This is a genomic window from Chryseobacterium sp. D764 (genome assembly GCF_019317325.1).
Lineage (GTDB): Bacteria > Bacteroidota > Bacteroidia > Flavobacteriales > Weeksellaceae > Chryseobacterium.
In genome coordinates this window covers 809,066-832,135 of the sequence record NZ_CP079219.1, presented here as the reverse complement: position 1 = coordinate 832,135, position 23,070 = coordinate 809,066, and the positions used below count along the sequence as shown (strand labels likewise).

The following is a 23,070-nucleotide window of genomic DNA, read 5'->3' as shown; positions in this document are numbered from 1 at the left end:
ATTTTGATGTCAAAAGTAGTATATTGCCGGATGGTTGTATGGTGCCAGTTTTGATATTATGGATAGTCCGGTTAAGATTCCTTACGAAAGTTTTATAAAGATTGATAGAAAATCAGAGACTTCTATCTATTTGCAGATTGCGAATCAATTGATCAATGCCATTCAGAGAGGATTCCTTCCTTTTGGAACAAAGCTTCCCGGAACAAGAACGTTCAGTGAAATGCTGGAAATCCATAGAAATACAGCTGTTGCTGTGTATGATGAATTGTCAGCTCAGGGTTGGACAGAGAGTTTTCCGAATAAAGGAACATTTGTCATTGGAAAGGATCAGGAAAAACCTGTAAAAGTGAACGATTTTGAGGAAAATAACCTTCAAAACTATCCAATATCGACCGGTTTTTCATTCAAAACATCCAATATTCTTGATAACCCTTTTGAACATTCGGACTGTGAATATGTCTTTAATGATGGAGTGCCTGATATCCGTTTGACGCAGATCGGGCAGCATTCCCGGTTTTACAGTTCTATTCTGAAGCGTAAATCCAATCAGAAGGCTTTAGGACATTATAATCATGATGGAAGTGAGTTTTTTAAAGAACATTTATCACAATATCTGAATCTCTCCCGTGGACTCCCTATTTCCAAGAACAATCTGCTCATTACCAGAAGTACTGAAATGAGTATTTATATTGTTTCCGAAATTCTTCTTTCGGCTGGCGATATTGTATTAGTAGGAGCTTTAAGTTATTTTTCCGTCAATATGATTTTTATGAAAGCGGGGGTTGATATTGTTTCTATCCCTATTGATGAGGAAGGAATTATCGTAGAAAGTGTAAGAGAAGCCTGTAAAAAGCAGAAAATAAGAATGCTTTATCTGACACCTCATCACCACTATCCTACTACTGTTGCTTTGAGCGCTCAGAGAAGATTTGAATTATTGGAACTTGCGAATGAATATGGATTTATTATTCTGGAGGATGATTATGATTATGAATTTCATTACGATAAAAGCCCCATTCTTCCTTTAGCCAGTGCTGATACGAACGGAATGGTGATCTATATCGGTTCTTTCGGGAAATCTTTGGCTCCGGGATTCAGGACAGGATTTATCGTGGCTCCTGAAAATCTGATGACAGAAATGCGTAAATACCTTGGAATTATCGATCGTCAGGGTGATATTCTAATGGAAAGAGCCCTTGGAGAAATGATTGCAGAAGGGGAAATCAACCGCTATCTGAAAAAATCTTTAAAAGTTTATCAGGAAAGGCGTGATTATTTTTCTGCGCTTCTGGAAGAAAACCTGGGTGATTTTATCTCCTTTCAGAAACCTTCGGGCGGTCTTGCCATTTGGCTGGAATGGAATATTCCACTGAATCTGATGCAATTGAGCCGAAACTGTGCAAAAGATAATCTTTTCATTCCTAAAACACTGTTGTATCAGAATAAAGGTCTTACCGCCATGCGACTGGGGTTTGGTGATCTTAATTTTGAAGAGATGAACAAAGGGATTGAGGTTTTTTCAAAAAATGTGAAGGGATTGATAAACTGATTATTTTATTAGTTGGAAAACGCGAAGGCGCAAATAAGGGCCAAAACAATGTGTTTTAAGGCGCGAGGATTTTATCTTCGATAAAATTGATACTGGATAATATGAAGTTCTAACCTTTTAAATTGATTATTTTTGATCACAAAAGTCACAAAAGTTCTTAACCGATTAAGTTTTTTAAAGCTAAATTTCATACATAATAAAGTACACCTAAGTTTTGAAAAAATCTTTGATTTTCTTCTTATGTGAACTTTTCTGCGGTATCTTTTTAAACTTACTTAAGTGAACTAATGTGTTTTTAAAATAAAACTTTTGTGACTTTTGTGGTTTTAAAAAAAAGTAAAAGCCTCTTTCCAGAGGCCTTTACTGATAATGAGAAGGAAAAATTACTTTGTTTTTCTTATGTTTTGGTTTCTTCTTTTTCTTATTCAAATAAATGATAAATCCGGTAATGGGAAGTGATAGTGCGATAACAGCCGCCAGAAAATAAATAATTCTGGTAGTCAGTCCCAGGATACTTCCGGTGTGAAGATCATAATTTCTTTCTCTTAATGCGGTTCCATATCCGATATTTTTGTTTTTATAAGATTGAGATTTTAAAATATCTCCTGAATACTGATCAAAATTAAAATGTTCATTTCTGTATTGTCTTCCATCATAAGTAAGTTCAGCATAATACGTTCCCTCTTCCGATCTTGGAAAATTGATAAGTGCTGACTTCTTATCTTTCAGTCCTTTTTCCATGGTATTTCCAATCAGATTGAGGATGTTATTCCGGTCTGAAAGTTCTTCGGAAGGGATGGTACTTTTGGCTTTCTTTTCTGTAGTGTTTCCGTTCAGTGTATTCTTTACCCATTTGTCTACATCTTCAAAGCTCCATATCAATGCGGAATAAGAGATTAAGAGTAAAGGAATCACAGCATAGAAACCCAGCACATTATGAGCGTCATAGTTGATCCTTTTCCAATTGGCTGATGTTTTAATGAAAAACATTCCTTTCAGCATGGTTTTACTCATTTTACGGGGATACCATATCACAAGCCCCGATAAAAGGATAATTGCAAAAATCAATGTGGAATAACCGGTAATTGTTTTTCCTATTTTTTCTCCCAGCAGAAGTCTTCTGTGGAGATCCAGCACAATTTCAAAGAAATCTTTTTTGGCATCTTCTACTTCCTGCACTTTTCCATTGTAGGGATCTACATAAATCCGGTAATAATAAAGATAAGTCCCCCAATACGTCCATGCTTCCTCATCCATTTTCAGCGTTCGGAAGACATAGGTTCGCGAGGGATCGGAAGACATTACCACTCTTTTGACTTTCAACCCTTCAGGAAGTGCTTTTTCTGCTTTTTCCGTAAGTTGAGATAATTCAAGTTTTTTTCTACCGATGTTTTCAACGAAATATCTGTTGGGGTGAACAATGTGTTTTAATTCTTCTTCAAAAGCCAGGATACATCCTGTAGCAGCCATAATAACAACTATAAGCCCGGACGTTAGTCCGAGCCATAGATGTAACTGATATGCTATTTTTCTAAACTTTAACTTCATTCTTAAAATTTAAAGCTAACCTCAGCAACAAAATTACGAGGCATCTGTGCGACTACCACTCCCTGCCCTGCAAAATATTGTACATTACCCAGATTATTCATTTTAAATCCTAATCTGTATCTTTCTTTTTCAAGAGAAATGGAAGCATTGACTAAAGTATAGGCAGGAAATGCAAACTGTCCGGTAACTACCTTGTTTCCGGTAATCTGTTTTCCTACACGGTTTACCCCAAAGCCAACTCCAAGTCCCTGAAATCCTCTGATAGGAAGAATATAACTGATCCATGAATTGAATACATTCGCTGGACCTGCAGATTCCGGACGGCGGCCATCTACAGCTGGATCTGCTTTTTCATATCTGCTGTGGTTGTAGGCATATCCCGCCATAATATTCAATCCCTGAACAGGATTCATGATGGTTTCGATTTCAATCCCTTTACTTCTTTGCTGTCCATCCTGAATAACAATACTGTATTCTTTTCCGTCACGGATGACTCCGGTTCCTCTCTGGATATTGTCAACAAGAATGTCGTAATATGAAACGGTAAAGTTAATCTTGTTTCTCCAAAGGTTTCCTTTGATTCCTACTTCCCACTGGTTCGCCATCTGTGGTTTCATATCTCCGCTATAATCAGCCAATTGCTGCGTAACAGGTGCTGTATAACTGAAACCATTCATATAGTTACCATAAGCAGAGAGTTGATCTTTAAGAATCTGGTAAACAACACCTACTTTTGGAGACCACGCTGTTTGGTTGAATTCTCCTGCACGTTTGTTATCGTTCAGATTCAGCTGGCCTTTGCTTTCATAATGGTCCATACGCAAACTGATCAATGTAGTCAAACGGTCAGTAATGTGAGTTACATTTGAAATATAAGCCCCATACAGGTTGGATGCAGTGGTATTTCTTACCAAAGGTGTTTTACCAGCAAGAATAGCGGCTTGGGTAGCGGCCTGAATTTTCTGAAGAGCAAGATCTTTGGAAATACTTCCATAGCTGCCTGTCAGGTTTTGTCCATCCACATTGTCGAATACCACAATTGGAGAATGGTTATTATTAATTGTCTGGTTAAGATAATCTAATCCTATCAAGACTTTATTTTTTATTTTTCCGATGTTAAATTCTCCATTAAAGTTTTGTTGAACACTTGTAGAAGAAGCTTCTGAATTCTGCCACTGTACATTACGTTCTAACATTGCATCACTGGTATTTCCTCTGATAAACTGATATTGGTACAAACCTTCTGTTTTTCTGAAGTTTCTTGAAAGCAAGGTCTGTGAAGTCCATTTATCTGCAATTTTGTAGACAGCTTCTGCTTTTACATTGATTGACGGAGCTTTTAAGGTCATATCATTATTGGAGTAAGATCTTTTCCAGTCGAAGCCAAGTTCATCGGGATTATGAGCAAAATAAGCTCTTGTTCTCGGAAGGAAAATAATCGGTGTATTGGTTCCTTCATAATTGTAAATCTGAGCTCCAAGGTTAAATTTAAGTCTGTCATTAACCTGATAACTTATCGTAGGTGCTACAAAAAATGATTTTCTGAATTCAGAATCTCTGAAACCATTCTGATATTGATACGCTGCATTTAAGCGGAACAGCATATTTCGGGATTCTGTAATGGGACCATAAACATCAGCGGTTACACGGTTCAGATTGTAGCTTCCCATCAGATAAGAAGCCTCGCCACCGAAATAGTCTTTTGGTTTTTTGGTTACTGCATTGATAAGACCTCCAAAAGAAGTTACAGCACCTCCATATAGAGTTCCTGAAGGCCCTTTGATCACCTCCAGACGCTCAATGTCGGCAGGATCTATCTCACCATTGGTATTTGCCGGAACACCATCTACCATGGATACTTTGGTTGGGAAACCTCTAAGGCTGTAATAGAAACTTCCGTCTCCTGAACCTCTTCCCGGGCTTCCCTGCATTTTGACCATACCCGGAACATTTTTCAGTACTTCCGAGATATCGTAAGTAAGCTGTTCCTTCATGATCTGCTGGTTGATGCTTGTATAAGCCTGTGGATTTTCAAGAACTTTCAGAGGCATTTTAGCTACTGAAGTGCTGTCTCTATCCAGAAATTTATTTCTGCTCACTGCATATACAGTGATTCCCTCAATCACATTATTGTGTAATGGGGCATAAATCGCAGGAATTTCGTGGACATCTTTCTGAATATGGATAGATTCCCTCATCAGTTCGATGTCATTTAAAACAACCTGAAGCGTATATTCTCCAGGTGGTACATTTTCAAAGTAATATTCTCCTAAATTATTGGTTTTTGCCTGATAAGACGTATTGACAAGTCTTAAAATTGCATTTTTTACTGGTGCCTGTTCTGTCAGCATGATCTTGCCATGAATTCTGTCGCCCTGTTGTGCAGAAAGCGAGTTTGAAGATAAAGCAAGACCAAGAAGTAATATAAGGGTTTTAGATGTTTTCATGCTGTAAGTTTTGTAACAGGGGATAGTTTATTTTACCGTTTTGTGATAATGGAAATGATTCTATAAGTTCGACGCGTACATATTGCGGGTTGATACGCAGTTTATTTTTAATGGTTTCGGTGATGATCTGAGGATCAATGTCCGGATTGTCATACAACACAACGATTTTTTTATCATTGGCATTCAGACATACGAAGGTATTGCCCTGCATTTCATTTTTAAGAATGAATTCTACCTCATCCAGATTAAGGCGTATTCCGAAAAGCTTCATGATACGCTTTATTCTTCCTGTGATATAATAAATTCCGTTCTCCCCTTTTCTGGCGGTATCTCCGGTATGGAGTACGGAAGGTTGCTCATAAGTGGCAAGATCCTCCAGTTTATTGGCATAACCTCCGAAAATACTCATGTGTGAGAAGAGAAGTTCATCGGTTTCAGTATCAATTCTGAAACTTCCGTTGTGTACCGGAGTTCCGATAGAAGTTTCAGCTTCCAGCAATCCTTCTGTGGTAAGATAAGCCATTCTTCCTCCTGCTTCGGTCTGACCATATTGCGCAAAGAATTCTTTTTTAAATTCATGACAATAAGAGAAAATGGTTTTTCTAAGCTCAGCATTGATTACGCCTCCGGTATGAGTAAAATACCTTAGGCTTGGAGAATCTTTTCTGAAAAATCCTATTCTGTTCAGGTTCTCATAAAGGAAAGGAACTCCGCCCAAAGTACTGTAGCCATACTCTTCCATTTCATCCCAGAATGCTTTCTGCATAATGTCTTTATCTGTACAGACAATTCTTCCGGCACGCATACAGTTGGTGGTGAAAATAGAGAATCCATATACAAAGTTGATAGGAACGTTTAAAGGAACCACATCGGATTCCTTAACGGGCATATACTGAAGGATGCTCAAAGCATTCTGATAAAGGCTTTCATCTGATAATTTAACCAGTTTCGGAAGACCTGTTGTCCCTGAAGTACTTAAAAGGATTTTAATGTCAGGATGAATTGTAACTTCACTCTTATAATCATCTTTTGCAAAGATTCTGATGTGGTCTGAGAATTCTTTCAGGCTGTATCCTTCAATAGCTTCTCTTTGTGAATCAAAGATATATTTCGGACGGTATTCTGCCTCGATACGTTCTTTGAATTCTTCATGCAGCTTTTGTCCCAGTACCGCAATGGTGTGCGCTGTTCCGTAAAAATTGAGGAGTACCTCAATACTGGACAGCTGATTGTCATTGTACAAAAAGAGCAGCCCTTTTTCTACCGGATTTAAGCCTAAAGACCGGTACAGTGTTCCCACCGGTATTGTTGTACCGGTGGAAGCATCTGTAAACCCCAAGTTCTTATTGGCAATTACATTTTCTAAAATTTTCATATGCTTAGTTTTCTACGAATACTTCGTATTTTTTCATTTTTTCGCGAATCTTCCCGACGGTTCCCATCTCAAGAATATCATTAAAATCAAATTTGATCTGATAAAACTGTTCAAGCGCTTCTACGATAAGAAGATGAGACATAGAATCCCATTCCGGGATTTCCTGATACGTTAGTTTTTCATCTACCAATTCTTTTTTTATGGCGATGGCAGAGGCGATAATTTCATAAAATTCTTCTGTAGTGTTCATTTTAAATTTTTATAGTTTTCCATTTTCCATTTCTAAAAATCATTAGGAATAACACGGCTAAGACAATTTCCGAAGAAACGATAGCGGTAAATATTCCTCTCAGTTCCCACTGAAACCTTACTCCTAAGAGATAGGCCAAAGGAAGCTGAATCACATAAAACATGACGAGGTACAGCAGTGTAACCTGCAGAATGTTTCCGGCCGCATTCAGAGCACGGCTGATCACCATGGTGAATCCTAATAGCAAATAAGCCATAGAAACCACATGGATGTATTGAACTGCATATCTTGCGACTTCAGGTTCTGTAGTGAAAAATTTCACCACATATTCCGCTGCAATCTGCCAGAATAAGGCTACTATTACCAGATAAGTCATGTTGATTGTTCCTGCTCTCCAGACTGTTTTTTCTGCACGCTCAGGCTCTCCTGCACCCAGATTCTGTCCTGTAAGAACTCCTGCTGCATTTCCTATTCCCCAGGCAGGCATCGTTGCTACTGAAGCAATACGCTGGGCAATAATGTATCCTGCAAGAGCTGTTGTTCCGAAGGTAGAGATGATCTTCACCATAATCAGCCAGCTGGATGTTGGAATGATATACTGAACCAATCCTCCAAAGGCTATTTTCAGAATCTTCTGCAACAATGGTATATCAAGCCGAAAAGGAACTCTGATGCTGATACTGGTTTTACCGGACAGAAATATAAAAGCCTGGTATAAGACTCCTAACGTTCTTGATAAAACCGTAGCATAAGCCAATCCCATCAACCCGAAAGCAGGGATAAACCCTAATCCGAAAACAAGAATCACGGCAAAGATGATATTGGAAATATGGCAGATCCAAAGTGATTTCATTGCAATATCTGCATCACCCGCACCTCTGAAAAGTCCGTTCACCGACAGGCGGAGAATCACAAGCCCAATACTCAGAAAGACCAGTCTTGAAAAAGATACTCCATCAACTACGGCATTGGCGTTGACACCAAGGAAATCAACAATTTCAGCGGAGAAATAACAGGAAATACCACCAATAAGCACAGCAAAAAACAAGGCGAGAAGGATAATATACTGAGCGGTTCTGCCCATTCCTTCCTGATCTTTTTCACCTGCTCTTCTGGCTGTGAGAGTAGCTGCAGCAATGCCTAACCCTACTGCTATGGCATAAGCAAAGTTGATGTAGTTATCTGTAATTCCCACAAGGCCCAGAACTTTGTCTCCTAATTTTGCAATAATCAATAGATTGACGCTCACAAAAACAGATTCCATGACAAGTTCCATTACCATGGGAATGGCAAGGCTAAAGATGGAACGGTTGATGCTTCCGGAAGTCAATTCGACCTTTTTCCCGGCTATAGCTCCATAGGCAAAAACCGCTCCTTCTTTTAGTATATGCAGGAATTTCCTCATACTGCTGCTACTGAATTTTTATTGGCAATCTGATACAACGGATTAGGCAATGCTCCATCTTTTCTTGGAATCGCAAATGCCTTATTTTCGCTGTAACCATTGTTTTTCAGACGCAGACTGTTGATATAGAATCTTTTGAATGCAGGAACATACAGGTCATACTTTTCGTATCTTTCCTGGAGATGCGTATTCTCAGCTTTATAGTTTTCTACACAGTTGTGAACCAGTTCCCAGAATTTTTCTTCTTTAAAGTCTGAATACGTATGCAGTGCATTTGAAAGATATCTGAAGAAGGCATCAAAAACTCCCAGCAGAATAAACAACGGGATATTTTCTTTGTTTGAAGACTGAATCAGGCCATCTGCAAGGTGAGCAGGAAGCTTTTCTCTGGCTTCAGTTGTTAAAACGATATCATCCACAAAATCTTTGATCACAATTCTCTGTGGAACTCCGTTTTTCAAAACAACCATAATATTTTCTCCGTGTGGCGTTACACATAATGAATGCGTGTAATAGATGTGTAGTAATGGCGTAAGATAAGCGTCAAGATAGCTTTCAATCCATTTTTCAATACTCAGGCCTGCTTTTTCTGCAAATGCCTGAACCAATGGAACTCCATTTTCGTCTACATACAGTAAAGAAGCCATGGTTACCATTTGCTCATCTTCTTTCAGATAGTTTTCAGCACTTTCTCTCCATAATGCTCCAAGGAATTCATTATATTGGTAAGGAACGCTGGCGATAGCTCCATACTGTGGATGTAAATAAGTGATAGCGGCTTCTTCTCCTAAGAAAATAGTCTCTTTATTCTCAAGGTAAGCATCGTCTTTAATTAAGCCTTTTACCCAATCGGTAATGGCAGGAGCAATTTTCATCTGCTTAGGAGACAGTCCTCTGATATTTCCTGTACTCAAAATAGAGACAGCTGTTTTCAAATATCTTTTCTTTGGATGATCTACATTAAACAAAGTACGGATACTCTGCTGTGGACTGTACGTATCACTACCCTCTCCCAATTGGATTAAAAGTCCGGAAGCAATATCTCCCGCAAAATGAATCTGAAGCTTATGCTCCCACTGCCATGGATGTACCGGGATAAAATGATAGTCTTCAACAATTTTTCCTTCGCTTATCAATTGCTGCTGAAACTCATTATACAGCAAATCTCCTATTTCAAAACGATAAAACTGCTCTCTGTCAATATGTTCCAAAGATTGAAATGATGATCTGCTTTTATGGGAAGCTAACCAGATTACTTTTAAATTTTCATCAGCCTCAGGGGCAAATGTTTTAAGATCTCTTGGAGAAAAACCAAGTCTGCTTTTGTTCACAATAACCCACGGATGTCCGGTCATATTGTGCTCCACAGTCTGATAATCTGCATCAGCAAGGTCTTTTGAAGACATTACTCCTCTTGATAAAATTAAAGCATCACAATATAATGTATGCAGCAACTCTTCCGTATATCTTGCAATCGTGTAAGGATCTAAATCAAATACAGACTGCATTTCCAGAAAGAAAGCCGCTACATCTACTGATGACAGGTCTTCACCGTTTTCAGTTTTTGTAATGCTGTCTTTATCAATATGCCAGTAATCCATCATTCTCTCCTGTCCGCGGAAGCTGTACGTAATATTTTCAAGTCCGGTTTCAAGTTTAAAAACAGTATATCCGTCTTTATCTTCAAAGGTTACTACGGGCTTTAGAAGCTCTTCGTGCATCAGTTCTGCGATGGTTTTGGCCATTAGATTTCTGTTAGCCTGATTCCAATTTTCCTGGCTTACTGTATTTTTTAAGTTGGTGTTCATTTTATGATTAAATTTTGGCAGTTGGTAAATCAGCATATTTTTCTACATCAAAGTCCTGGAAAGCAATTTTCTTTTCAATTTTATAATGCTCTCTTCCCAGAATATCATTGATGATATAGGAATTACGGTAAGCAGCCATTCCAAGGTCGGTAGAAATATAGCTATGAGTATGAACTTCAGCGTGAAGCACATAGATTTCGCCTCCGTTATGATCTATTGAATAATTTCTGTTGACATCAAACAATCCGCTGGAATCTCTCTTGATTCTGGATTGAATATTCTTTAAGAATGCAGGCTCATGATAACGGTATCCGGTTCCAAGAATCACATAATCGGCTTCCTGATCATAAGGAACTTCCTGCTCCAGCTGTGTAAACTCAAGATTGATAAAATCAGGATTGCTGTTGTCTACTGTATTCAGCTGGCTGTTAGGAATGATTTTAAGATTAGGATCAGCATTGTCTATATTCAGATCGTAAATAAAATCATAGATATCATTGATCAGATCGTAATTGATTCCTTTAAACTGAGCCTGCTGTTTGCTTAAAATGGTTTTCCTGGCAGATTCATTTCTGTTGTAGAAATATTCTACATAATCAGGCGATGTAAGTTCCAGTGTCAGTTTAGAATATTCCATAGGGAAAAATCTGTCCGGGCGGGAATACCAACCCAACTGTGTGTTTTCATTTCTGCTCTGAAGAAGGTCATAAAATACCTCAGCAGCACTCTGACCAGAACCGATAATGGCAATTTTCTTTCCTTGAGATAAAAGTTCCTCTTTTCTATACAGATAAGAACTTGTATGAATGATTCTGGAATCATCTTTCGGAATGAAAGAAGGAATATGTGGCTGTGTTCCTGTTCCTAAAATCAATCTTTCTGTTCTAAAAACAGTTGTTTCTTTTGTTTTTGTGTGAACTGTTGTCACATGATACAAACCTTCTTCATACGTGATATCCACTACCTGGGTTGAAAAACGACATTGTGGAAGCTGTTCGATAACCCACTGGCAATAACGGTTGTATTCTTTTCTTGGGATAAAGAAGCTTTCACGGATAAAGAATTTGTACAATCTTCCGGTTTCCTTCAGATAGTTCAAAAGACTCAAAGGATTGGTAGGATCAGCCATGGATACACAGTCGCACAAAAATGGAGTCTGCAGGGTTACATGGTCAATCATCAATCCCGGGTGCCAGTCGAAACCATCTCTCTGGTCCAGGAAAAGCGTCTTGAGTTCCGGAATTGGATTGGATAATGCGGCAAGTCCCAGATTGAAAGGTCCTATACCTATGCCTATTACATTGTATACGGCTTCGTTAGTCATTTTTTGTGATGTTTGTGGTGATTTTTACCTCTTTATTCTGTGGGAATTTTTCCCAGTACCATTCTCTGTAACAGAAGTTCAGATTGGCTTTTTTATGAGGCATTTCAATTACTTTTTCTACTTTGAAGCCTACATGGGCTTTGTTCATCATAGAAGCAAGTGAGTCTACAGACCCTTCTCCTACCATTTTACCTACCTGCGGCTGTGCAAAAACATAGTCAACCATAGATTGTGTAGATGGAGATACAAATTTCTTTTTTGGATCAGTAGGTGCTATGAACTGGTGCGTTCCGTAATCTGTAGGCAGCACTTCGTAATAATCGCCTACAATATCTCTGCACGCCCAATATACCTCTATATTACAAGAAGGTTCATCATTACCTGCAATGATATAACTGTGGGCTTCATCACTTGGAAGCATCAGTCTGTAATACGTTTCCAGTTCATCAATAGGCCAGTTCATCTGCCAGATTTTTACGGCATGTTCGCGATTGAACCATTCATGAAGCATTTCAAGGTCATTTTCAAGATCTATAGGACGCATACTCATGGTTACATCTTCTTTCTGAAAATATCTTTTAAAGAAAACTTCTTTTCCTTGAGGATGGATCAATTGATCTGAGAAGAAATGTTTATGAAGAAGGTTTGGAACTTTAGCATAAGAAATAGAGGCCGCATTCACTCCGCCATCTACATCGGAAACTGCCGACAGAAGGTTTGATTTTACTGCCCAATATCTTTGATTTAATGCATAATCCGTTAATGATGAAGGTTCAGTTTCATGAAGATTTTCAAATTCTCTATACAGAATATGGATCAGTCTTCTTTCTTTAACCAATCCTGTTTTGCCTATTGATGAGATCAGGGCACTCAGATTGCTTACCAAAAGATGGTGGGAAATAATGTCTAAAAGACGCTCATCTCTAATGAAAAGATCCTCAACTTCAGGATATTCTTTAATCAAGGACTCATATTTTCCTTTGAAACTTTCTTTAATCAGATAGCCCTGCCCGTCTCTTACATAGATAGATTGTGGTAAAAGCTGATTGTCAAGCTGAACAAGAAGGTTTTGCTGATGAACTTCCGGAGCCATCCCTAATTGATTGAACAATCTGTTTAAAGGGGAAAGCAAGAGAGTCACATACTTTTCAAACCAGATAATAGCCGCTTTTTCAGCATCTATACCCAGCTGATTCGCCACATTATTAAAGAAATGAGTCGTAAAATTGAATCCATCTGTAGATTCATCCTGACAAAGCCTTGCCAATAAAATCACTTTATCTTCATTTGAAAAAGGATTTTCGCGAAGCAGTATATTCAGACTGTCCATATTCTTCCCTTCATAATGAACGCTTAAGGTTGAAGGTTCCAATAATAATTTAAAATTCGGGAAGTTTTGTTCAAATGACGCTTTTTGATGCTGCCACCAGATTGCGGAAGCATATCCTCTGTTGAGATCTTTTAAGCTGTTTGTTCTTACAGAGCCTGTCATTAAAACATGCAGAGAAAATTTCAGCATCCAGCTAAAGTCTGGATTGTATACCGTTCTGATAGAAGATGTTGCATAAAAATCTTCACCCAGTGGTCCGATATGAATAATTTTCCCGGATCCAAGCATTTCAGGGTATTCTTCGGTTGATAGAAGATACTTTGCTTCCCATGGATGGCATGGAACGATATAAAAATCATTTGTGTTTTCAAAATCGTAGCTTTCCGGTAAGGAAGTCCATTTTTCAAAGATTTCTTTTGCTGAAATCCCTGGAAGAGATTTTTCTGTAATACAATCTTTATGAATCAGGAAGTAATCCAGCTGAAATCCTTTTCCGAATTCCGGACCGTATAAAAGCTGTTCTTCCTCAGAAAATCCCATTCTTGATTTGGTGAAAGGATGGAGATTATGTCCTGCAGGAAGCATTTGTTCAGATTCAAGAAAAGAATATGTTAAAAGCTGATCGTCCTGAAGACATGCTTCTGTCGTTAATTCAAGATTTCTTAAGCTGCTCTGAATTCTTTCCACAAATTGCCTGAATCCACTTTCGTTAGTCGTCTCAGAAAACTCTTTGTAAACCAGTTCAGTCAGTTTTTCATCATTAACTTCAAAAACCTCTTGATTTTTGTGGTCTACAGCCCATAAAACAGGTTCGTATTCATGAAAAAGGGTCTCAGAACGATAAGAAACCGGAGCAAATAAAAATAGCCCGCTTTTCTTCATTTCAAACCTCATATACAGCGAATAATTGCTGTTCTGAAGAGCTTTTGCTGTAAGAAGATCATATTTCGGAACTCCCTGATAGAATTTTCCGTTTCCCAGTTCTCTCAGAATTCCGTTCAGCAGAATTCTGAGGGTAATTTCCCGGGCTCCCGTTTTATTTTTCTGGATTAAAGTCTTTTCCATGTTTTTTGATTGTGGTGAGAATTTGATGAATGTCTTCAGTCGTCGTAATCGGGTTCAGGAACGTAAACTTCAGATAGAAGTTACCATCCACTTTTGTACTTGCTACAAGGATTTCTCCGCTGTAGAAAAGTTTCATCTTGATGTATTGATTCAGGGCGTTCAGATCACTGATTTCCGGATTTACATATCTGAAAACAAGAACACTTAAATCCGAATCTGAAAGAAGTTCAAAATCTGCATCTTCAGTAATCATTGCGGCCGCATCCTTGGTAAGATCAATAACGGTATCTGTATATTCTGCCAGCTGCTCTCTTCCCATCATTCTTATGGTAAACCAAAGTTTTAAAGCATCAAATCTTCGGGTACTCTGCGTAATAGATTTATTGATCTGTGCCGGAATTTCTTCTTCATCCATTTCTTTCGGATTCAGATAATCGGCGTGATGTTTAAGAATCAACAGTTCTTTTTTATTTTTAACAATAAAGGCACTGCTACTGATGGGTTGGAAGAATGATTTGTGGTAATCAATCGTTACGGAATCTGCTCTCTCAATACCATTAATCAGGTTACGGTATTTATCACTTAATAATAAAGCACAACCATAAGCTGCATCTACGTGCATCCAAATGTTATAATGCTCTGCAATATTTGCGATATCTTCTAATGGATCGATATTTCCAAAGTCTGTTGTTCCTGCGGTAGCCACGATTCCAATTGGAATATTTCCTAATTGTTCTTCTCTTTTAATGTATTTTTTCAAAAGAGAAATGTCCATACGGAATCTTTCATCGGTAGGAACTTTAACAATACTTTTCTCACCCAGTCCCATAATAGAAGCATTTTTCAAATTGCTGAAGTGAGATTTATCTGAAACAAATATCCTGAAACGGCTCGCCTCTGCTGGCAGACCATCCATTTTAATATTGTGATTATATCTTTTCTGGGAGAAACAGTCACGCATCATGACCAATCCCATTAAATTGCTCTGTGAGCCCCCTGCTGTGAAAACGCCATCGCTTTCACTCGTATTATATCCAATTTGACCCGCAGTCCAGTCAATCAGTTTTCTTTCCATGAATGTTCCACCGGCACTCTGATCATAAGTATCCTGTGAAGAATTGATAGCACTTACAAGGATTTCTCCTGCCAATGCGGGAATAACTACCGGGCAGTTAAGGTGAGCTACATACTGAGGAAGGTGAAAAGCTGTGGCATGTTTTACATAGATTTCATCTACTTCCGTCAGAAGCTCATTATAATTGGAAAGTTTTTGATTAAGGTCGATCTGCTGTACCATTCCTTTCATTGTTTTGGCTTCTATACCACTGAAAGGCTTGTTGTTTCTGTAAAGGAATTCCTGAACCAGGTCTAAAGTACTGTTGACAGCATTACGATAATGATCATAATTGTCTGGATGAAAAATATTCCCAAAATTCCCCGAAATGTGAGGTGAAGTTGTGCTTGCGAGCTCTTCTAGGGAAATTAAATTGTTGTTCATAAAAGTTTTGTAATGTGATTTTTTAAATCTGTGAGTTGTTGTGGTTTTTTTGATATACGATTATATATATCTGATAGTCAGGTTTTTATTTTTTACATTTTTTTTAAATTTTGTTTGGTGGTTGAGTAATTATTCATAAATTTGACTCGGTTATTGTTATTTAGAATAATTAAAAACAAATATAAAAATTATTAGTTAACACCAAATTTTTTTTTAATGAATTCTACAGAAATTTTAGATAAAGACTGTTCAACAGTGGTAAAACTGCTTCCTACGGTCATAGAGGTCACCTCACAGGAGAGAAGAATGATAAAAGATGCGGCACTCCATCTTCAGAAAAAGTATGAAACATATGAAAACCGTGATTTTATTAAGCATGTACATCAGCTGGCGTCATATTTTTTACCAGAGAGAATTTTAAATTTAGCGGCTGATTTTGCAAGTGACTTTTCAAAAAATCAATATGGTGCATTGATCTTTACCGGATTAATGGATATAGATCAGGAGAATATAGGTTCTACGCCTTCCAATTGGCAGTCGGCAGATTATTCAAAATTTAATTTATATGGTTTTGCGTGTGCTCTTATTCATGGAGCGCTGCCATCAAAGCCTGTACAATATTATTCACAGCGTAAAGGAGGTGGATTGATCCATGCCATCATTCCTGATGAAAAGATGAAAGAAACACAGACAGGATCGGGATCTTCAACAGATTTGTACGTACATACCGAAGATGCTTTTCTGAAACATCAGGCTGATTATTTAAGCTTTATGTATGTGAGAAATGAAGAACAGGTTCCTTCTACTCTTTACTCAATCCGCTCTCATGAGTCTATCGGTGAAAATTACAGACCTCTTTTTGATCGTATTTATAAAATCCCGAAAGATGCCAACCTGGAAACGGGAAATAGTGAAGAAGAGACATTAGATTCTGTTTTGTATGGAAATTATAGTCTTCCGTTTATGCGATTTGATGCTGCGGAACAGCTTTTCAATTCCAGCATAAGACAATCGGATGAAGCGCAAAGTACACTGCATGAGTTCTGGGAAGAAGCCAGACACTTGATTTATTCGGGATTTACACCTCAGGCAGGTGATGTTATTCTGGTTAATAATCACTTATGTGCTCACGGAAGATCTGCTTTCCGGGCAGGAGTAAGAAATATTGACGGAATAGAATATCCGTGTGAGAGAAGAATTATGCTTCGTATGATGAGTAAAGTGAGCCTTATTGATATGAGAGCTCATACCCTTACGGAAGATCCGTTCTTCGTTATAGAAGAGCATTTGGGTAAAAACTTTCAACAATTTTAATATGCTGGTTAGTTAGCATTTTGAACATCAATCAATCGTAAATCCTTTTTGGGCCTGGCTCAAAAAGGATTTTTTATAAATTTTAAAAACTTTACAAAACCACAAAAGTCACAAAAGCTTCTATATTAAAACAATTTAGTTTAATTAAGTAAGTAAAATAATGCTGTAGAAAGGCTCACATTAAGATGAAAATCAAAGATTTTCGCAAAACTTAGGTGTACTTATTATGCATAAAAATTGGCTCTAAAAATTTAAGTATTAAAAACTTTTGTGTCTTTTGTGGTTAAAAATAATTAATGTAAAAGTTTAAACTGCTTTTTTGTGACAATTACTGTTTAAAAAATCTATCAAATAAAGACAATTGCTCAGACAATGATCTGCTCCAATATTCTGGAACATGGCCTCCCAAAGATTCGGTATAGAGATGCTGGATCTTCATTTCTGTCAGTTTTTTATGAAAATTTCTGTTCATGTTGATCATTTGAGTGTCTTCTGTACCGCAATCGAAAATATATTGCTGTCCAGCCTCGGTCATTAATTTTATTTTGCTGTCAGTAAGAAAAATGGGATTGATCGATTCCAGTGGCCCCAGAACTTTATTCACCATATATTTCTGATATCCTTCCCCAAACGAATTGAAATCCAGAGCTCCACAAGAACTTCCTACAATACCAAATGTCTTATTATAAGTAACTCCAATATTGGCTGCCCCATAGCCGCCCATACTCCATCCCATAATTCCCCGGAATTTTTTCTCAGATTTCACAGGATAATTTTTATCAATAAATTCTACCAGTTCTTTTCCGATAAAAGTCTGATATTGAGAATCCTTAACAACCGGGCTGTCTACATACCACGAACTGTAATTTCCATCCGGAAGTACATAGATTGTTTTCAATTCCTGAGCTTTTTTAACCAGATCAGGAATATCCTGTTTCATAATTCTGTCCGGATTACCGCTGAAACCATGAAGAATATAGACAGACGGATACTTCATATTAGGCTGAAGATTGGGTGTAATGATAACTGTTTTGATTTTTTTATTCATTTTCGGACTGAAAATTTCCTGATGAATAATTTTTTGTGCTGATAATGGGATAAATGCAGCCAGCACAAATACAATTTTGATGAGCTTCTTCATGTTAAAAAAGGTTTAATTAATGATAATCAAAGGTTTTTATTATAAAACATATAATGTACCAATGATCTTATGATAAAACAAAATTGCAACAGAAAAAGAAAAAAAGCCTCAACATATGTTGAAGCTTTTTAATTTAAATCCTTCTTGATCCGGCTAAGCTGTGTAGGCGTTATTCCAAGATAAGAAGCAATATGATGCTGTTTTAATCTGTTATACAATGATTTATTTTCAAATAACTGTAAATATCTTTTTTTTGCAGTTTCGTATTTCAGGGAAACTTCCAAAGGTTCTTTTTTCACTACCCAGTTTTTTTCCAGATAATACATATGAAAAAGAGCCAGATCATGATGCTTTTCAAGTAGTTCACGATAGGCTTTTGCAGGATATTGTATCACTGAACAGTCTTCCAGTGCAATAATATTGAAATCGCTCGGTTCATTTTTTATAATGGCGGCTGTAGAAGCTGCAAAACTGTTTTCTTCAAAGAAAATTTTATAAATATTATTTCCCTGTTCATCTACTGTATAATACCCTATCAATCCTGATTTGATAAAATAATAATACCTTGCCATAGAACCGGATTCCAGCAGAAGATCATTTTTGTGATAGTATTCTTCCGTACAGATATCCAGTAAATCCTGAATCGTTTCTTTGGATAAAGGATAATACTGATTGATATGCTTTACAAATTCTGAAATGTTCATTTGGTAATATTTTATCCTAACACGCAATTATCTTTGAAAATTTGTGCTATCTGTGGGCAAAAAAGGTTTAATCCAATGTTTTTTTCATCATCAGATCAGTCTGTTCTTCTTCTCCAAGTCTGAAAATGTGTTTATCAAATTCAACGAATCCGTTTTTTCTGTAGAAATGTAAAGCTCTCAGATTTTCTTCCCATACACCCAGCCACAGATAAGTTTTTTTAAGTTGCTGAGCAGTATCTAAAGCCTGATTATAAAGAAGCTGTCCTACTTTTTTCCCGTGATGGCTTTTCTTCACATAGATTCTTTCAATTTCCAGGCTGGTTTCGTCCTGAAGTTCTGTCTGCGCTTTGCCGGAATTGACTTTCAGGTAACCTACCGGATTGTCTTCTTCCCAGGCAATATAGAAAGAGGAGTCAGGATTATTCAACTCAGATTTTATCTTTTCAGTATTAAAGCTTTCTTCCAGATACTTTTTCATAGCCTCTTCTGTGTTATCTTCAGCGAATGTTTCTGAGAAGGTCTGAATTCCTAAGCTTTGTAAAGTTTCTAAGTCTTCAGCCACCGCTTTGTTTATGATAATTGAACTCATGATCGTAAGAATAAATGTTATGAGAAAAGAATTTTCTTAAAAGCTTCAGAAGCCAGATGTACCTGTACGCTCCAATCGTCTGCAGCGTCACTTCCGGCATCATCAGAAATATATTTCAGGCATAGAAACGGGATCTTTTCCTTTTGAGCAATCAATGCCAGTGGATAGGCTTCCATGTCTACAATATTATAATCGGTTTCGGAGTGGTTCATTTCAAAACTGTCACCACTGCCGCAAATTCCTTCTTTCAAAGTATCCATTTTAAGACCATATTCCAATACAGGCGGAACTCCGGATAGAGGGGTTTCATACAATTTAAATCCAAGTCCTCTTACATCCATATCCCTTTGGATGAACTTTGTACAGCATACTACTTCTCCCTTGTGAAATCCTTTACTTCCTGCAGAACCTAAATTTACAATCAGTTTAGGTTTTCTTGCGTGAATTTCTTTGGTTAATTCGATGGCGGCGTTTACCTTTCCGATGCCTGTAATTAATTTATTTTTGTCATTAAATACGGTTCCTGCTTCAGAATCCAATGCAAAAACAAAAAGGGTGTCATCAATTGAATAGTGAGTTTCGTTGTTAATTTTTATCATTGAGAAATCAGATTTATACAGCTGTGGCACTGCATTACAAAGATACGTTTCTTCTAATATATTAGATTAAAAACCCCAAAACAATTTATTTGTTTTGGGGTTCTGTTATCTTAAATACTGCATCCGTCAGCATCACAGGAAGCTCCGCTGCCACCGGAAAGATCCTTAAATGGACTTACGGTTTCTTTGTAAGTCTGCTGAAGTGCATTTTCAAACGCTTCTACAGGCTGAGCTCCGGAAACTGCATATTTACCATTCAGAACAAAGAAAGGAACTCCGGAAACCCCATTGTTTCTTGCTTCCTGAATATCCTGATTGACTTCATAATCCAAATTATCTGTTGTAACCGCCTGTTTTGCCTCCTCTTTATCAATTCCTAAATTTTCTGCAAGAGCAACCAAAACTTCAGTATCTCCTACATTTTTTCCGTCAATAAAATGAGCGATAAATAATGCCTCTTCCATTTCATTGGACTTATTGTGCTTTTTAGCCAAATGAAGCAATTTGTGGGCACTGAAAGTATTGGTAATCAGAGTTTTTCCAAAATCAAAATCAATTCCGGCTTCTTTTCCCATCTGGGTAACCTGACTAAGCATTTGTGTAGCCTGAGCTTCAGGAACTCCTTTCTTTTCTCTAAAATATTGAATAGTATCCTGAGTTTTTTTTTGATCTAAAGTTGGATCCAGCTGAAAACTTTTCCACTCCACTTCTACTTCATCTTTGAAAGGCAGCTTGTTTAAAGCCTGTTCAAAATTATTTTTTCCGATATAACAAAACGGACACATTACGTCCGACCAGATTTCTATTTTCATTGTATTTAATTTTAATTCAAATTAATAGAACAAAGGTAATGTATTTTATTTAATGTAACAAAAATTATTACAGTTTAATTCTGACAGCTGGACAATACCTGGCTGCGCTTTTCGAATATCCCTCTTAAGATCATCATCAGAAATGCAAGAAGCCCGAAAACAACACCTATCCATGGAATATACTCTACTCCTTTTGTAACGATTATCCATCCTCCGATTGTAGTTCCCACTGTCACACCCAGATTTCCGAACGATGTGGCAAGACTATTAGCAAATTCCAGTGATTCCGGTGCTGAAGAGATCATATAGGTAGATGCATTCAGAAAGCTAGGTGAATACAGAAATCCCCAGATTCCGATAACGGCAATCGTTGCCCATAAATTTCCATCAGAAAAATAGAGAAGAATGGGTACCAGAATGGTTCCGGAAAGAAAGATAGCGGTAGTTCCTGCCACATTTCTATTAAGCATTTTCCCGGCAATTCCATTAGCTATCACTCCAATAATTCCAAATAACAAAAGCATATAGCTTACCATTGAAGTATCCATCCCTTTGGCTTTATTCAGATAATCTGCAAAATAGCTGTAGGTAGAAAACCATGCGGTAATCATGAAAAAGTTAGCCAGTGTACTCAGAATAAATGGAAGCTGCTTCAGGATTCTGACCTGATTTCCATAAGATTTTTTCTCTTTTACAGGCATCGCAGGAAGAAGAAAGTAAATGACTGCTAAAGCAATCAGACTTACTGCAGTCTGTATCATAAATGAGTACTCCCAGGACCAAAGCCCCGCAATCCATGTGGCAAAAGGAACCGTTGTAACCATAGCAATGGCAACTCCATTAAATACAATTCCCATCAGTTCATTTTTTTTCCGGTCATCAGCCTGGGAGACGGCCACAGATAACGCTGTTGCAATATATACAGGCTGGAGAAATGCCGGTAAAATCCTAACCAGCATCAGTAGCCAGAAAGGAGGTGAAAAAGAAGACACAAATCCTGTTATCAGAAACATGAAAATGGCTGTAAGCATTATTTTTTTACGATCAAAACCTGAGGTAAGTAAGGTCATGAAAGGTCCTGTAAGAGCGATAATTAATGCAAAAGCACTCAACAGATACCCCGCTTTGTCTATACTGATTTTATAATGTTCTGCAACTTGTGGAAGAATTCCGATGACCCCAAATTCTGTTGTAATAACGGCTATAAACCCCAGACATCCAATGTATGCGTATTTTTTCATTATACTTTTTCTCCAACAGAATTTAAATTTTGATGAGCAAAAGCAGCCATTTCACTTACGGCAGACTCTACTTCTTCCAGAATTTCTCCCATATGCATAAATCCGTGAACCATGTCTTTGTAGAAACTTGTTGTAAGTGCAACGCCTGCATTTTTCATATTTTCAGAAAGCTGTTTTCCGTCATCAAGCAAAGGATCATGTTCTGCAAGAATGACTAAAGTAGGTGGAGTTTCTTTAAAATCTTGTATTAAGACAGGAATCGCCAAAGGATTATCTTTTTCTTCGTTGGGAAGATACCAGTCCCATGCTTCTATACCCCCCTGTTTATTAAGAACCGGTCCGTTTTCATACGTTTCCCATGATTTTGAACTAAGCTGATTATCGGCTGCAGGATAAATTAACACCTGAAATTTCAAATGTTTGCCCATTTGGGTAGAAACAGCAGTAGCCAATGCTCCGCCGGCACTGTCTCCTATAATTCCTATTTTGTCAGGATCTATTCCTAAAGATTCTGCATTGGCTATTACCCACTTTATACCGTCAAGAGAATCGTTTAAGCCCGCTGGAAAAGGATGTTCCGGAGCAAGACGGTAATCTATAAAAATAACCACAGATCCGGTTTTATTAGCCAGTTTACGGACTACCGCATCATGGGTTTCGTATCCTCCAGCTATAAACCAGCCTCCGTGAATATAAATAATAGCCGATGAATTCTGAACATCCTTTCCGTTAGGACGGTAAATCCGAATGGGAATCTGATGGTTTTCCTGTTGGATATCCAATTCTTCGATCATTGAAACGGATTCTTTCTTACCACTAAGCTGAAGAGACATTGTTTCAAGGTATTTACGGGCTCCGTCTAAAGAATCCTGTGAATTGAAAGGTTGTATTTTTTCTAAATGATTTAAAATCTGTGTTATATTAGAGGTTAACTGCATTTTCATTTTTTATTTAAGTTACTATTGTTTTTGCAGGGAACGTGAGCGCTATTGTTCCTTACTGCCGCATATTTTCTGCTTTCTACGTGCAAAATTAAATCTCAAACCTTACATTTGCACTGTATACAGCTAA

Annotated in this window: 18 protein-coding genes; 2 read left to right on the top strand and 16 right to left on the bottom strand. The window is 37.5% G+C overall.

Features of this window, described 5'->3' with window-relative positions; genetic code table 11:
• Positions 1–58: 58 nt before the first annotated feature.
• Positions 59–1,549, top strand: coding sequence for a PLP-dependent aminotransferase family protein (locus KYG33_RS03675; protein ID WP_219072691.1), 1,491 nt, complete (start codon positions 59–61; stop codon positions 1,547–1,549).
• 360 nt (positions 1,550–1,909) lie between these two features.
• Here KYG33_RS03675 and KYG33_RS03670 read toward each other — a convergent pair whose 3' ends face one another.
• Genes KYG33_RS03670 through KYG33_RS03630 form a run of 9 tightly spaced genes read right to left on the bottom strand, consistent with a single transcriptional unit; the run spans position 1,910 to position 15,599 of the window.
• A complete protein-coding gene (locus KYG33_RS03670; RefSeq protein ID WP_180563749.1) occupies positions 1,910–3,097 on the bottom strand; it encodes a PepSY-associated TM helix domain-containing protein in 1,188 nt (395 codons plus the stop codon).
• A gap of 2 nt (positions 3,098–3,099) precedes the next feature.
• A complete protein-coding gene (locus tag KYG33_RS03665; protein WP_077417395.1) occupies positions 3,100–5,544 on the bottom strand; it encodes a TonB-dependent receptor in 2,445 nt (814 codons plus the stop codon).
• Positions 5,531–6,919, bottom strand: a complete 1,389-nt coding sequence (locus tag KYG33_RS03660; protein ID WP_219072690.1) for an AMP-binding protein — start codon at positions 6,917–6,919, stop codon at positions 5,531–5,533. The genes KYG33_RS03665 and KYG33_RS03660 overlap by 14 nt, the downstream gene beginning before the upstream one ends.
• Positions 6,920–6,923: 4 nt before the next feature.
• The gene (locus KYG33_RS03655; RefSeq protein WP_047374822.1) at positions 6,924–7,169 is read right to left on the bottom strand and encodes an acyl carrier protein; all 246 of its coding nucleotides are present in this window, start codon (positions 7,167–7,169) and stop codon (positions 6,924–6,926) included.
• A 1-nt stretch (position 7,170) separates the two neighbouring features.
• Positions 7,171–8,574: an MATE family efflux transporter gene (locus KYG33_RS03650; protein ID WP_219072689.1), complete on the bottom strand. Its 1,404-nt coding sequence runs from the start codon at positions 8,572–8,574 to the stop codon at positions 7,171–7,173.
• Positions 8,571–10,382 carry an IucA/IucC family protein gene (locus tag KYG33_RS03645; protein ID WP_219072688.1) on the bottom strand — a complete coding sequence of 604 codons (1,812 nt, stop codon included), beginning with the start codon at positions 10,380–10,382 and terminating at the stop codon, positions 8,571–8,573. Before KYG33_RS03645 ends, KYG33_RS03650 begins: the two co-directional genes overlap by 4 nt.
• Before the next feature lie 7 nt (positions 10,383–10,389).
• On the bottom strand, positions 10,390–11,706 hold the full coding sequence (locus KYG33_RS03640) for a lysine N(6)-hydroxylase/L-ornithine N(5)-oxygenase family protein (protein WP_219072687.1): 1,317 nt from the start codon (positions 11,704–11,706) through the stop codon (positions 10,390–10,392).
• Complete coding sequence (locus KYG33_RS03635; protein ID WP_219072686.1) at positions 11,699–14,101, bottom strand: GNAT family N-acetyltransferase; 2,403 nt, start codon at positions 14,099–14,101, stop codon at positions 11,699–11,701. Before KYG33_RS03635 ends, KYG33_RS03640 begins: the two co-directional genes overlap by 8 nt.
• Entirely contained in the window at positions 14,073–15,599 is a 1,527-nt protein-coding gene (locus tag KYG33_RS03630) for a pyridoxal phosphate-dependent decarboxylase family protein (protein ID WP_219072685.1), read from the bottom strand. Before KYG33_RS03630 ends, KYG33_RS03635 begins: the two co-directional genes overlap by 29 nt.
• Positions 15,600–15,815: 216 nt before the next feature.
• Here KYG33_RS03630 and KYG33_RS03625 point away from each other — a divergent pair, with 216 nt between their 5' ends.
• A complete protein-coding gene (locus KYG33_RS03625) occupies positions 15,816–16,913 on the top strand; it encodes a TauD/TfdA family dioxygenase (protein WP_219072684.1) in 1,098 nt (365 codons plus the stop codon).
• Between the two features lie 328 nt (positions 16,914–17,241).
• Here the strand turns inward: KYG33_RS03625 and KYG33_RS03620 are convergent, their stop codons facing one another.
• The 7 genes from KYG33_RS03620 to KYG33_RS03590 all read right to left on the bottom strand — a co-directional run bounded on the left by KYG33_RS03620 (position 17,242) and on the right by KYG33_RS03590 (position 22,943).
• The gene (locus KYG33_RS03620) at positions 17,242–18,054 is read right to left on the bottom strand and encodes an alpha/beta hydrolase (protein ID WP_219072683.1); all 813 of its coding nucleotides are present in this window, start codon (positions 18,052–18,054) and stop codon (positions 17,242–17,244) included.
• A 128-nt stretch (positions 18,055–18,182) separates the two neighbouring features.
• Positions 18,183–18,758: a Crp/Fnr family transcriptional regulator gene (locus KYG33_RS03615; protein ID WP_077417410.1), complete on the bottom strand. Its 576-nt coding sequence runs from the start codon at positions 18,756–18,758 to the stop codon at positions 18,183–18,185.
• Positions 18,759–18,825: 67 nt separating this feature from the next.
• Positions 18,826–19,347 (bottom strand): GNAT family N-acetyltransferase, encoded by a 522-nt coding sequence (locus KYG33_RS03610; protein ID WP_219072682.1) that lies wholly within the window; start codon positions 19,345–19,347, stop codon positions 18,826–18,828.
• A gap of 17 nt (positions 19,348–19,364) precedes the next feature.
• Entirely contained in the window at positions 19,365–19,946 is a 582-nt protein-coding gene (locus tag KYG33_RS03605; protein WP_180563740.1) for a nucleosidase, read from the bottom strand.
• A gap of 110 nt (positions 19,947–20,056) precedes the next feature.
• Positions 20,057–20,758, bottom strand: a complete 702-nt coding sequence (locus KYG33_RS03600) for a DsbA family oxidoreductase (protein WP_180563739.1) — start codon at positions 20,756–20,758, stop codon at positions 20,057–20,059.
• Positions 20,759–20,832: 74 nt separating this feature from the next.
• The gene (locus tag KYG33_RS03595) at positions 20,833–21,999 is read right to left on the bottom strand and encodes an MFS transporter (protein ID WP_219072681.1); all 1,167 of its coding nucleotides are present in this window, start codon (positions 21,997–21,999) and stop codon (positions 20,833–20,835) included.
• Positions 21,999–22,943, bottom strand: coding sequence for an alpha/beta hydrolase (locus KYG33_RS03590; RefSeq protein WP_257468908.1), 945 nt, complete (start codon positions 22,941–22,943; stop codon positions 21,999–22,001). The genes KYG33_RS03595 and KYG33_RS03590 overlap by 1 nt, the downstream gene beginning before the upstream one ends.
• Between the last annotated feature and the right edge of the window lie 127 nt (positions 22,944–23,070).

Coding starts and splice junctions, on each gene's coding strand:
- KYG33_RS03615 (WP_077417410.1), bottom strand. CDS start 18,758: ATGAACATTTCAGAATTTGTAAAGCATATCAATCAGTATTATCCTTTA.
- KYG33_RS03605 (WP_180563740.1), bottom strand. CDS start 19,946: ATGATAAAAATTAACAACGAAACTCACTATTCAATTGATGACACCCTT.
- KYG33_RS03635 (WP_219072686.1), bottom strand. CDS start 14,101: ATGGAAAAGACTTTAATCCAGAAAAATAAAACGGGAGCCCGGGAAATT.
- KYG33_RS03600 (WP_180563739.1), bottom strand. CDS start 20,758: ATGAAAATAGAAATCTGGTCGGACGTAATGTGTCCGTTTTGTTATATC.
- KYG33_RS03660 (WP_219072690.1), bottom strand. CDS start 6,919: ATGAAAATTTTAGAAAATGTAATTGCCAATAAGAACTTGGGGTTTACA.
- KYG33_RS03670 (WP_180563749.1), bottom strand. CDS start 3,097: ATGAAGTTAAAGTTTAGAAAAATAGCATATCAGTTACATCTATGGCTC.
- KYG33_RS03610 (WP_219072682.1), bottom strand. CDS start 19,347: ATGAGTTCAATTATCATAAACAAAGCGGTGGCTGAAGACTTAGAAACT.
- KYG33_RS03675 (WP_219072691.1), top strand. CDS start 59: ATGGATAGTCCGGTTAAGATTCCTTACGAAAGTTTTATAAAGATTGAT.
- KYG33_RS03590 (WP_257468908.1), bottom strand. CDS start 22,943: ATGAAAATGCAGTTAACCTCTAATATAACACAGATTTTAAATCATTTA.
- KYG33_RS03655 (WP_047374822.1), bottom strand. CDS start 7,169: ATGAACACTACAGAAGAATTTTATGAAATTATCGCCTCTGCCATCGCC.
- KYG33_RS03640 (WP_219072687.1), bottom strand. CDS start 11,706: ATGACTAACGAAGCCGTATACAATGTAATAGGCATAGGTATAGGACCT.
- KYG33_RS03630 (WP_219072685.1), bottom strand. CDS start 15,599: ATGAACAACAATTTAATTTCCCTAGAAGAGCTCGCAAGCACAACTTCA.
- KYG33_RS03595 (WP_219072681.1), bottom strand. CDS start 21,999: ATGAAAAAATACGCATACATTGGATGTCTGGGGTTTATAGCCGTTATT.
- KYG33_RS03625 (WP_219072684.1), top strand. CDS start 15,816: ATGAATTCTACAGAAATTTTAGATAAAGACTGTTCAACAGTGGTAAAA.
- KYG33_RS03650 (WP_219072689.1), bottom strand. CDS start 8,574: ATGAGGAAATTCCTGCATATACTAAAAGAAGGAGCGGTTTTTGCCTAT.
- KYG33_RS03645 (WP_219072688.1), bottom strand. CDS start 10,382: ATGAACACCAACTTAAAAAATACAGTAAGCCAGGAAAATTGGAATCAG.
- KYG33_RS03665 (WP_077417395.1), bottom strand. CDS start 5,544: ATGAAAACATCTAAAACCCTTATATTACTTCTTGGTCTTGCTTTATCT.
- KYG33_RS03620 (WP_219072683.1), bottom strand. CDS start 18,054: ATGAAGAAGCTCATCAAAATTGTATTTGTGCTGGCTGCATTTATCCCA.